Genomic DNA, 11,716 nt, shown 5'->3' with positions numbered 1-11,716 from the left:
TTTTCGGGCTCCCCTCCCGAAGGTCGACCTGTCAGCGGCAACAGTGGGTCATGCACACCTGCATCACAGGTGTCGCTGCCATGAAACCGATTTGCCCGGTCGAACGGACATCCCCTCAGGGGTGCCGATCAGGTGGTTCGACGAACGACGCCGAACCGGTTTGTCTGGCCGAACGGCCGGCGGGCATTGCTGCCTGCGGCGCACCGCGCGATGCACCATTCCGGCTGCCCGACTGCCTTCCTCATACGCCCCCCGACCCGTCTCTACATCTGAAGCAGCAGCTTCTTAAGGATCTCGCGCACCAGATGGCGGTGATCCTGGCAAAGCTTGCGTGCCTTCTCGCTGTTACCGGCCGCGATGGCCGCGATGATCAACCGGTGCTCCCGGACGGAATTCGCCCGGTCGACATAAATCGGGCTGACAAAGGACAGCACCGATTTCATCTGGTCGCGGACCGAATAATAGCTGCTGGCGATCAGCGCGTTTTCGGACATGTCGAAGATGATCTGGTGGAATTGCCCGTCCAACTCCGCCCATATCCGCGCCTGGTCGCGGTCCAGGTTCTCCTCCATCCTGTCGACCAGCGGCGTCAGACGCCCTTCCAGTTCCTGTCCATCGACGTCGCCGGCGGCGACACGTTCGGCCAGCAAATATCCCGCCATGCCATCGAGCGCCTCGACCAGTTCGTACCCCTTGATGAGGTCCTGGATCGTGAAATGGCGCACAAACGTCCCCGAGCGCGGAATGACCTCCACCAGCCCGTCGGCTTCCAGCCGCTTGATCGCGTCGCGTACCGGCGTGATGCTCATTTCGAATTCACTGGCGATGCGGTGAATGTCGAGGGGAGCCGACGGACGCAGACCACCATTGATGATCCTGTCCCGCAGCGTTTCATACGCCTTGTCGGAATAGTTTCGCGTCATCGTCTTCCCTCTGGACACCGTAGGGCCTCGTCACATGAGTTCGCTATATACCCTCGCTATATCCTGCGCCGAAAGCGGAACATAGTTGTTCACCAGCAATCGCTGCTGTGTTTCGATCACCTTGTCGGCGTACCGGCCCGCGTCACCGGCGGTCATGCCGTATTCGCCAAGCCGCCGTGTCGGCACCACTGCGGCAAGAAGCGCATCGAGCGCATCGAAGGGATTGCCGCCATCGCTTACGCCCACGACATCCTCGATCAGGCGCGCGATATCGGCGATCTTTCCGTCCGGGGCCTTCTCATAATAGATCTTGAAGACCGGCGGCAGGAAAAGCCGTGTCGCCTCGCCGTGCGGCACGTGATGCGCGCTGCCGAAATGCATCGCGATCGCGTGAACGCCGCCGGCCAGCACGTTTGCCAATGCGATGCCCGCCATGTTGCTGGCGGTCAGATATGCCTTGGCGTCCTGCTGGATGACATCGCGACCATGTTGCACGATGCGCATGTAGCCCTGCAGGATCGCGCGTATGGCCGCCATGCAGAACATGTCCGTATAGGCGCTGGCGCGCGGCGCGAGATAGATTTCCAAGGCGTGCACGAGCGCGTCGGCCGAGGATGTCGCAAAGACATGATAGGGAATCTTCGACAGGAGCTCGTCGATCAGGACGGCGTGGTCTGCAAAACCCGCGTCGAAACCCTTGCCGATCTTGCTGCCGATGGACGGAAAATCGAAGACCGAAACACAGGTAACTTCGCAACCCGTACCGCACGTCGTCGGGATCAGGAGAAGGCCCGCCTTGCGGCCTGGCTGCACACCGGCCGCGAAAAGGCCAGCCACGGTCTTATCCGAATCCAGCGCCAGCACCTTCGCACAATCGAGGATGGAGCCGCCGCCGATGGCGATGAGACGCTCGAAGCCGAGCTTGCGGACAGCACGAAGCATTTCGTCTACTGCGACATCCGTCGGCTCGCCACCACAGAAGTCGTCATAGAACAAGGTTTGCGCCGGCGTATCCTTCATGAAGGCGTCATGCAGGACGCGTTGCGTGAAGATCAGATCCCGTTCCGTGACGGTATGGGCTTCGGTGAAGGCGGCGAAGGTGTCGTAGCCATGGAGCTGTGGGCGAACAGCGAACTTCATCGTCGTTCAGGCTCCCGCTGCGATACGCACGGCGGCGATCTTCCCGAGCAGGGGGCCGTAGATAGCCTGGTCGTCAGGCGCCGACCGGTCAAGCGGTTCGGCGATGCGCGTCGTGTTGTAATAGTGCCTCTGGGTGACGTTCTCGGATACGGAGTTCCCGCCCCAGCTGCCGCAGCCGAGCGAGAAGGTCTTCGCCAGGCCGTTGGACCAGCTGCCCGAATTCGCAACACCGTGCGACTGGCGCACGATGACCCGCGAGGTCTTCGTTTCGAGGCCGAGCTTCAAGATGCGCTCGGGATCATTGGAATGAATGCCACAGGAATGGCCGGCACCCGAATAGCCGGTGATGGCGTTGACCAGCGCGATGGCGTCGTCGAAGGCGTCGTATTTGTAGCAGGTGAGGACAAGGCTAAGCTTTTCGCCGGAGAACGGATAGTCGGCACCGGCGCCCTGCTCTTCCACCACGATGAACTTGCGGTCCGCCGGTACGTCGATACCGGCGAGCGCCGCGATTTCGCCGACCGGACGGGCAACGACCTTGCGAGAGACGTGGCCGTTTTCCCAGAGCACGGTCTGGAGCCTGGCCTTTTCTTCGGCCGTTGCGATATAGGCCCCCTCCTTTTCGAGCGCGCGCAGGAAGCCCTCGTAGACGGACGCCTGGACGATGATAGAGTTCTCCGCCGAGCAGCCCGAGGCGTTGTCACCGGTCTTGCCGATCCTGATCTTGGATGCGGTTTCCGCCAGATCGATCGTCTCGTCGATGATCACGGCGGCGTTGCCGACGCCGACGCCATAGGCCGGCTTGCCGGACGAGTAGGCCGCCGCCACCATATCGCCCGAGCCCGTCGCCATGGTGACGTCGCACTGAGCCATGAGTTCGGCCGCGAGCGCCTTGGACGGCGCGGCGATGCACTGGACCAGGTCTTCCGGAGCATTGAGCGCGCGAAGAATCTGGCGGATGATATCCACCACGAAGATGGTCGTCTTCTTGCTCGCCGGATGCGGCGCGCAGATCACGGCGTTGCGGGCGCGAATACCCAGAACGGACTTGAAGATCGGCGTCGCCTCGCAATTGGTGCTCGGCACGAGCGCCGCAATGACCCCATAGGGCTTGGCTATGGTGGTGATGCCGTTTTCCTCGTCGCGCTCGATGATGCCGACGGTCTTTTCCGCGCGGATATCGTGGAAGATCGCCGGCATCTTGTGGGTAAGCTTGGCGCGCTTGCTTTCGACAAGGCCCATCTTCGTTTCATCATAGGCCATCTCGGCGATCATCGTTGCCAGTTCGGGGCGCGACAGGTGATAGACGATGGCACCGGCGATCAGGTCGACCTGCTCCTGGCTGTAGCCGTTCAGGATGGCCTGCGCCCTGCGCGCCCCGTCGACGAGGTCTTTGATGTGAATGTGGTCTGCGGACTGAGACATTGTTCCTCCAGGCCGCGGTCACGGCCACATGCTCCATGCGGTGATGCATCAGATAAGGCATCACAAGATCTATACGACGCTCTACGTAAAGCCGCAATCAAAATATTTTCTCTGATGCATCAGTTTAGATTTTTATTGATACCTTTGATGTGGCGTGCTAGGCGGCATGGCGATTGAAACCAGAGGTGCGGACATGTCAGCGAAAACAGATCGGGTGGAGATCAATGAAGTCGTCCTGCGGGACGGCTTCCAGAATGAGCCGGATTTCGTTCCGACAGAGGAAAAAATCCGGCTTGCCGACGGCCTGTCGCGCACAGGTATCCGGCGCCTGGAAGTTTCCTCCTTTGTCTCGCCCAAAGCGATCCCGAACCTGCGCGACGCGGCCGATGTGCTGCGGGGCATAAAGCGCGTACCGGGCGTACGATACACTGCGCTCGTGCCGAATGTGCGCGGCGCCGAGCGCGCGCTGCAAAGCGTCGTGGACGAGGTGAACCTCGTCATGTCGATCGGAGAGCGCCACAATCTCGCGAATATGCGGATGACCTGCGACCAGTCGCTGGCCCAGTTCCGGGAGATCATGACCGTGATTGCCGGCAGCGGCATCTTTGTGAACGGCACGATCGCCACGACCTTCGGCTGCCCCTTTGAGGGCCGCCAACCGGTGGAGCGGGTGCTGTGGGCCATCGACACCTACCGCGAGATGGGCATCGAGGGCGTCACCATCGCCGATACGATTGGCGTCGCCAATCCCCGCCAGGTCGGCGAGCTCACGACGACCATCTTCCGGCATCACCCCGACCTGCCGTTGACGCTGCACCTGCACAACACGAGGGATTTGGGGCTTGCCAACGCGCTTGCCGCCTATGATGCCGGCATCCGCAGCTTCGATTCCGCATTGGGCGGCATCGGCGGCTGCCCCTATGCGCCTGGCGCGACGGGCAATGTGTGTACTGAGGATCTCGTGCACATGTTCCACAATTGCGGCATCGACACGGGGGGCGACCTTCCGGCGCTGATCGGGCTTTCAGGCGAGCTTCCCGCCCTGCTCGGCCACGCCACGCCGGGCTACGTCGTGAAGGCAGGCACCAGCGATCGCGTCTACGCCTAGACGCGCGGCTCCTGACGCGCCTCTCATGCCGGATGGTGCAGCACGGTCAATCCACCGTCCGCGGTCAGGCAGGTGGCATTGATGAAGGGGCACTCGTCCGAGACGAGGAAGAGCGCGGCCATGGCAATCTCTTCCGGTGTCGCGATCCGGCCGCCGGGATGGAGCTTCATCGTCTCGGCCTCGGCCGCGACGGGATCGGGAAAGCTGTTCCAGTAGTCGATGACCTTTTGCGTGCGTACATAGCCGGGCGCAAGCGCATTCACCCGCACGCCCTGCCCGGCATATTCCAGGCCGAGCGCTTTCGTCATGCCGAGAAGGGCATGCTTGGCGACGGGATAGGGGAATGTATGCGGAATGATCGTGAAGGCGTGCGTCGAGGCAATGTTGAGAATGACGCCGCCGCCCTGTCCGATCATGCCCGGCAGCACGGCCCTGCTGCAGTTCCATGCCCCCTTGAGATTGATGTCGAAGCAGCGCTGCCAGTCCGCATCGCTCATCTTCAACGGTTCTGAAAAGACGTTGACGCCGGCGTTGTTGACCAGGGCATTCGGTTGCCCGATCTCCTTGTCCGCCGTTGCGACCGCCAGCTCCATCGCCTCCGCATCGGTGATATCAGCCGCCATGATCCCGATCCGGCGAGCCTCGGCTCCAAGCCTTGCGGCTTCCTTGGCCAGGAGGTCTCCGTCGCGGTCGATCAGGAAAAGGGCCGCACCTTCGGCAAGGAACGCCTCGGCCATGGCGAGGCCGATGCCCTGTGCGGCGCCGGTGATGACGACGCGCTTGTCTTCAAGACGTCCGGCCATAAACTTCTCCTACCACTCGGCGACGCTGCCATCGGCATGACGCCAGACGGGGTTGCGCCAGCGGTGCCCTTCCTTTGCCCGCTCGATGACGTAGGCCTCGTCCACCTCGATGCCAAGGCCCGGCCCTTGCGGAATCGACACGAAACCGTCGGCATACTGGAACACCTCCTTGTTGGAGATATAGTCCAGAATGTCGTTGCCCTTGTTGTAGTGGATGCCGAGACTCTGCTCCTGAATAAAGGCATTGTAGGAGACGGCATCGATCTGCAGGCAGGCGGCGAGTGCGATTGGCCCCAGCGGGCAATGGGGCGCCAGGGCCACGTCATAGGCTTCAGCCATCGCCGCGATCTTGCGGCATTCCGTTATGCCGCCGGCATGGGAAAGGTCGGGCTGGAGGATATCGACATAGCCGTCGGCCAGCACGGATTTGAAATCCCAGCGCGAGTAGAGCCGTTCGCCAAGCGCGATCGGCGTCGAGCAGTGGTTGGCGATCTCCTTCAGCGCTTCGCGGTTTTCCGAAAGCACCGGCTCCTCGATGAACATCAGCCTGAACGGTTCGAGTTCCTTGGCCAGAACCTTGGCCATGGGACGGTGTACGCGGCCGTGGAAATCGGCACCGATACCGATATGCGGGCCAACCGCGTCACGCACCGTGCCGATGGTCGCGACGATCGCATCGATCTTGTCGTTGCTGTCGACGATCTGCATTTCTTCCGCGCCATTCAACTTGAGGGCCTTGAACCCGCTGGCCACGATATCGCGCGCGTTCCTGGCGACATCCGCGGGGCGGTCGCCGCCGATCCAGCTGTAAACCTTGATCCGATCGCGCACCTGTCCCCCGAGCAGGGCGTGGACCGGCTGGCCATAGGCCTTGCCCTTGATGTCCCAGAGCGCCTGGTCGATGCCCGCAAGCGCCGACATGTGAATGGCGCCGCCGCGATAGAAGCCGCCGCGATACATGACCTGCCAATGATCTTCGATCATCAGCGGGTCCTTGCCGACCAGGTAGTCGGCCAGCTCGTGCACCGCCGCCTCCACCGTCAGCGCACGGCCTTCCACGACCGGCTCGCCCCAGCCGACGATGCCCTCATCCGTCTCGATCTTGAGGAACAGCCAGCGCGGCGGGACGATGTAGGTGGTCAGCTTGGTGATCTTCATAGGATCGCCCTCCGGTGCTCTAGGCTGCGCGTTCGAGGATGAGGTCCGCGGCCTTGGCGGCAGCGCCCAGCACCGCCGCATTGGTATTGCCGCTCACGATGGTGGGCATCATCGATGCGTCGATGACGCGAAGCCTTGCGGCGCCGCGCACGGTCAGCCGCGGCGTGAGAACCGCCATCTCGTCACCGTCATGACCCATGCGGCAGGTGCCGACGGGGTGGTAGCCGGTCTTGACCGTACGCCGGCAATGTTCGGCGATGGCTTCATCACTGGTCACGTCCGCACCGGGAAAAATCTCTCGCTCGATCAGCTCACGCATCGGAGACGCATCCAGAACCGTACGGGCGAACCGGAAGCTCTTGACCGTCAGGCGCAGGTCATCGGGATGGTTGAAGATGCCGGTGCTGACCACGGGATTGCGCAGAGGATCAGCGGAAGTCAGCGTCACGCTGCCACGCGCCTTCGGCCGAAGCAGAAGCGAATTGATGGTGACGCCGTGGCCCGGATCGGTCCCCATCACGTCGCGGTCGAGATAGACCGTCGGCACGCAGAACATCTGGATGGTCGGCTCGGCATTGTTGCCGTCGGGATCGTAGAATGCGCAGGTCTCGACGCCCGTTGTGGTCACCGGGCCGGACTTGAACAGCAGATACTGCAGGCCGGCCTTGATCATCGGCCAACCGCGATCCTGACCGTAGTAACCGAAAGCACCCTTGGTCGTCGCCACGACCGGGCACTCGTAATGGTCCTGAAGGTTCTGGCCGACCCCCGGCAGGGCGATCTCGGTGCGAATGCCGTGGCGCGCCAGCTCCGCTTCGGGGCCGATGCCCGACAGCATGAGGAGTTTCGGTGTCTGGTAGGCGCCGGCGGCGAGGATGACCTCGATGCCCGCCTCGGCGCGTCGCGTTACACCGCGCTGGATATATTCGACGCCGGTCGCCGCGTCGTTCTGCAAGAGAAGTTTCGTCACCGTCGCTTCGGTTTCGATGGTCAGCAGAGGGTCGTCCATGACAGGTGCCAGAAAGGCGTCGACAGCACTGCACCGCCGGCGGGTCTGCCAGTCGATGGTATGCTGCATCATGCCGACGCCGAACTGCCCGGCCCCGTTGAAATCCGGGTTCCAGGGGATGCCCATGGTTTGCAGCGTCTTGATATAGGCGCGGGTCATCGGGCTGGTGTGGCCGAGATCGGAAATCTTGAGCGGCCCGCCGACGCCGTGGAATTCGCCGGCCAGGTGATCGTTATCCTCCTGCGCCTTGAAGTAGGGCAGCATGTCCCGGTAGGACCAGGCGCCGTCGTTTTCCGCGCCCGGCGCGGTGATTGAGTTATTCCATCTATCATAGTCGGCCGCCTGCCCGCGCATGTAGACCATCGCATTCACCGTGCTGCCACCGCCGAGAACCTTGCCCTGCGGCACGATCGGACCACGACCGCCCAGCTGCGGCTGCGGTTCGGTCTGGTGCATGGCGAGATAGGTGTCCTTGGCCAGGAACTTCATGTAGCCGGCCGGAAAGTGCATGATGGGATTGGCCTTGCGCGGACCGCGCTCGAGCATGAGCACGCGGGCGCGAGCCTCCTTCACAAGCCGCGCGGCGACGACACAGGCCGCGCTGCCGCCCCCGACGATGATGTAATCGTAGCTTGTCTCTTGCGGCATCGCGCCATCTCCTGCCGGTCTTCGGCAAATCGTCGTTTCGTTTCAGGCCAGCCTGGTCGGCGTCAGGCGCACGCTGCCGGACAATGTCTCTCCCGGGCGGAGCACTTTAAGGTCGCCGAGCCCCGGCATGTTCTGGCCGTCGGCAAGATGTGACATCGGCTCGAAGCAGAAATAGTCACGCTGGAACGCCGGATCGAAACCGGTATCTGACACGAAGACGAAAGCATGGCGAAACAGCGGATCGGCGCTGAGCGACAGCTGCGTCGCGCGCTCCGGCCAGTCTATACGTGCCTCGCCCGACCAGTCTTCGAAACCGTTGTTTACCCAGCGATGCGGCAGGGAACGCGGCGAGCGGAAATCGACATCTTCCGGAATATCCACGGCCTCGCCGGGCAGCCAGCCTTCTACCTCCGTCCAGTACCGGGTGGCGGGCGCCAGCAATATCGTTTCCGGCGTCATCGGGAAATACGGGTGCCAACCGAGCCCGAAGGGCAGCGCCGCATCGCCGCGGTTCGTCACCGACAAGCCGAGCACGAAGGCTCCATCGTTTACGGCGAAGCGCTGCTGCGCTTCATACCGATATGGCGTACCCTCGCCGCTCAGATGCGCGAAGGAGAGCGTAACCGCATCCGCGCCGTGCTGCAGAACCGACCAGTCGGCCTGCCAGCCTTCACCATGCAGATAATGCGGGTCCCAATCGGTGTTCGGCTGAAAGCGATAGTCCCGTCCTTCGAAGCGGAAGGCATTGCCGCGCACCCGGTTGCCGAAGGGAACCAGCGGGTAGCAGCCGGAAGCAAGCGCGTCGGCATCATCCCCGGGTGCTGGCCGCAACAGGGGAACCGATGCCCCATCCCTGTGCCACCACAGCCCGAGCACGAGGCCGCCGGCCGTGGAGATGCGTGCCGAGAGATCGCCCTTGCCGATATCGATTATCGCCATAGCGCGCCTCAGCCCTTGTTGCGCGCCGCGCCGCGCTTGATCGCCTGAATATTGGCGAGAACGGCAACGACGATGATGAGACCGCGTACGACCTGCTGGAAAAAGGGATTGATGCCGAGCAGGACGAGGCCGTTGCCGATGAGCGTGATCACCAGCACGCCGAGCAACGTACCAAGCATAGAGCCGCGGCCGCCCGACAAAGCCGTGCCACCGACCACAACCGCCGCGATCACGTCGAACTCGAGCCCGCTCGCCGCCGTCGCGTTGCCCGAACCGAGGCGGGACAGGAGGAGGATGCCGGACACGGCGGCCATGGCGCCGGCGATTGCGAAAAGCTGGACCCGGATGCGCGCGACATTGATGCCTGACAGGAACGCCGCCTGCGGATTGCCGCCAATGGCGTAGACCGAACGGCCGAATGCGGTCTTGCGGCTGACGAAGGCAAAGACGGCGAAAAGGATGAGCATGATGATCGCGGCCGGCGGTACGCCAAGCACGGGGCGATCGAGCATGTCGACGATATCGTTGCGACCGATCGACACCGGAAGTGCGTCGGTCATGAACAGCGCCGTGCCACGCAGTGCACTCCACAGTCCGAGCGTGCCGACGAAGGACGGAACGTCGAAATAGGCGCGCAAGATGCCGGCAATCGAGCCGAGGGCCGCGCCGATGATGATGGCGAGCACGAAGGCAAGCGGCGTCGGGACGCCCCATTGCAGAAGATAGGCGAGCGCGACCGAGATGAAGGCCACCATCGGGCCGACGCTGACATCGATCTCGCCGGAAATGATAATCAGCGTCGCCGCCCATGCCGCGATGCCGATCGTCGCGGCGTCACGCAGGATGTTGATCTGGTTGTTGAAGCTCATGAAGCCGTTGGCTGTCGTCGTGAACACCACGTAAAGCACAACGATAGCGACGAAGAGGCTGATTTCGTTCATGTGCTGTGAGAAGCCACGGCGACGCGGCGCTCCACTCGGCACGGTTCGAACGGCCTGGTCGTTGGACATTCTGGTCTCCATCAATGACCGGCGATGCAGGCCGCCATCACGGCATCCTGATCGATATTGGGGGATTTGAATTCTTCCATCAGCCTGCCTTCGCGCAGCACGAGCACGCGGTCGCAGACGAGTGGCAGTTCCTCGATTTCGCTGGAGACGAAGATGACGCTGCGGCCCTCCGCGGCAAGCTGCCGGATAATGGCGTAGATCTGCGCCTTCGCCTCGACATCGACGCCGCGGGTCGGCTCGTCCAGCAGGAGCACGCGGCTGCCGGCATGAACCCAGCGGCCGATGACGACCTTCTGCTGATTGCCGCCTGACAGCGTGCCGATCGGCGTATCCGTCGCCGCCGTCTTCACGTGAAGCCGTGCGATGACATCCCGGGTCGCCTCGGCGATCCGCCGGGCCGAGAGGATGCCGCGCCGGCTGACCGCTGCAAAATCCGTCGCCACGGTGTTTTCGTCGACACCGAGGAGTGGCACGATGCCCTCCTCCTTGCGGCTTTCCGGCGTGTAGCCGAAGCCGCGGTTAAGCATGGCCCGATATCCAGGGCGCCGAATATCGGTACCGTCGACGCAGATTGTTCCGCTGTCATAGGCGCGAACGCCCATGATGGCCTGAAGCAGCTCCGTGCGGCCGGCGCCAAGCAGGCCTGCAATGCCCAGAACCTCCCCCTGGCGCAGTTGGAACGAGACGCAAGCGAGCTTTGGCGCCAGGGCAAGACCGGAGATATCGAGGACCACCTTGTCGCGCGCTTTCGTCTCGACAGCCGCCGCCTGGGCCGCCTCGGAGCCGAGCATGAGGCGGACGATCTCACGCGTATCGGCACCGGCGACATCGACCGTGTCGATGATTCGGCCATCGCGCATGACGGTCGCAGAGCGGGCAATCTGGCGAATCTCGTTCATGCGGTGGCTGATATAGATGACTGCGATCCCGTCCGCGGCAATACGCTTGACGGCCGCCATCACCTTCTCGGCTTCCGCCGCAGCAAGCGAGCTCGTGGGCTCATCCAGGATCACGAGTTTCGGCTTGCCGAGCAGCACGCGGGCGATCTCGACGAGCTGGCGCTCCGCCGGGCTTAGACCGGCGACGGGATCGGACGGCGGCATGTCGAGGCCGAGCCTTTGCATGGCATCCCGTGCCTCAGCCTCCATGCCGGCATAATCGAGAATGCCGGCACGCCGCGGCCAACGGCCGAGAAAGAGATTTTCCGCAATCGACATGCCGGGAACGAGGCTGAGTTCCTGATAGACGACGCGGACGCCGCGGACAAAAGCCTCCTGCGCGCGCGCAGAACCGCTTCCGCTCAGCGCGACGCCGTCGATGCTGACGGTGCCGCTGTCGGGCACCTCGGCGCCGGTCAGCATGCGGATCAGCGTGGACTTGCCGGCCCCATTCTTGCCAAGCAGCGCGCGCACCTCGCCGGGAGCGACCCGGAAGGAGGCATTGTCGAGCGCCAGAACGCCGGGATAGCGTTTCGTACAACCCTCGAGCGCGGCTATGGCGCCGCCGACCGGGTCGTTTTGACGCGCATTTGCGGATTGGATCATGACGGGCCC

The 11,716-nt window shown here is 63.2% G+C and carries 10 protein-coding genes; 1 reads left to right on the top strand and 9 read right to left on the bottom strand.

Annotation, left to right across the window (positions count from 1 at the left end):
- Positions 1 to 263: 263 nt before the first annotated feature.
- From B5M41_RS19385 to B5M41_RS19375, 3 genes are read right to left on the bottom strand one after another with little or no spacing between them, the layout of a single operon-like run.
- Positions 264 to 923, bottom strand: a complete 660-nt coding sequence (locus B5M41_RS19385) for a GntR family transcriptional regulator (protein ID WP_134650171.1) — start codon at positions 921 to 923, stop codon at positions 264 to 266.
- A 30-nt stretch (positions 924 to 953) separates the two neighbouring features.
- Positions 954 to 2,063: an iron-containing alcohol dehydrogenase gene (locus B5M41_RS19380; protein WP_134650170.1), complete on the bottom strand. Its 1,110-nt coding sequence runs from the start codon at positions 2,061 to 2,063 to the stop codon at positions 954 to 956.
- Between the two features lie 6 nt (positions 2,064 to 2,069).
- On the bottom strand, positions 2,070 to 3,488 hold the full coding sequence (locus B5M41_RS19375) for an aldehyde dehydrogenase family protein (RefSeq protein ID WP_134650169.1): 1,419 nt from the start codon (positions 3,486 to 3,488) through the stop codon (positions 2,070 to 2,072).
- Positions 3,489 to 3,681: 193 nt separating this feature from the next.
- Here B5M41_RS19375 and B5M41_RS19370 point away from each other — a divergent pair, with 193 nt between their 5' ends.
- The gene (locus B5M41_RS19370; RefSeq protein WP_134650168.1) at positions 3,682 to 4,596 is read left to right on the top strand and encodes a hydroxymethylglutaryl-CoA lyase; all 915 of its coding nucleotides are present in this window, start codon (positions 3,682 to 3,684) and stop codon (positions 4,594 to 4,596) included.
- A gap of 23 nt (positions 4,597 to 4,619) precedes the next feature.
- Here B5M41_RS19370 and B5M41_RS19365 read toward each other — a convergent pair whose 3' ends face one another.
- The 6 genes from B5M41_RS19365 to B5M41_RS19340 are packed head-to-tail and all read right to left on the bottom strand — an operon-like array spanning position 4,620 to position 11,707.
- Entirely contained in the window at positions 4,620 to 5,399 is a 780-nt protein-coding gene (locus B5M41_RS19365; protein WP_134650167.1) for an SDR family oxidoreductase, read from the bottom strand.
- A gap of 9 nt (positions 5,400 to 5,408) precedes the next feature.
- On the bottom strand, positions 5,409 to 6,557 hold the full coding sequence (gene dgoD / locus B5M41_RS19360; RefSeq protein WP_134650166.1) for a galactonate dehydratase: 1,149 nt from the start codon (positions 6,555 to 6,557) through the stop codon (positions 5,409 to 5,411).
- A gap of 19 nt (positions 6,558 to 6,576) precedes the next feature.
- On the bottom strand, positions 6,577 to 8,214 hold the full coding sequence (locus tag B5M41_RS19355) for a GMC family oxidoreductase (RefSeq protein ID WP_134650165.1): 1,638 nt from the start codon (positions 8,212 to 8,214) through the stop codon (positions 6,577 to 6,579).
- 42 nt (positions 8,215 to 8,256) lie between these two features.
- Entirely contained in the window at positions 8,257 to 9,153 is an 897-nt protein-coding gene (locus B5M41_RS19350; protein ID WP_134650164.1) for an aldose 1-epimerase, read from the bottom strand.
- An 8-nt stretch (positions 9,154 to 9,161) separates the two neighbouring features.
- On the bottom strand, positions 9,162 to 10,163 hold the full coding sequence (locus B5M41_RS19345; RefSeq protein WP_134650163.1) for an ABC transporter permease: 1,002 nt from the start codon (positions 10,161 to 10,163) through the stop codon (positions 9,162 to 9,164).
- A gap of 11 nt (positions 10,164 to 10,174) precedes the next feature.
- Complete coding sequence (locus B5M41_RS19340) at positions 10,175 to 11,707, bottom strand: sugar ABC transporter ATP-binding protein (protein ID WP_134650162.1); 1,533 nt, start codon at positions 11,705 to 11,707, stop codon at positions 10,175 to 10,177.
- Between the last annotated feature and the right edge of the window lie 9 nt (positions 11,708 to 11,716).

The organism is Shinella sumterensis (assembly GCF_004514425.2).
In the GTDB taxonomy this organism is placed as follows: Bacteria; Pseudomonadota; Alphaproteobacteria; order Rhizobiales; family Rhizobiaceae; genus Shinella; species Shinella sumterensis.
This window is presented reverse-complemented; position numbering and strand designations above follow the sequence as displayed.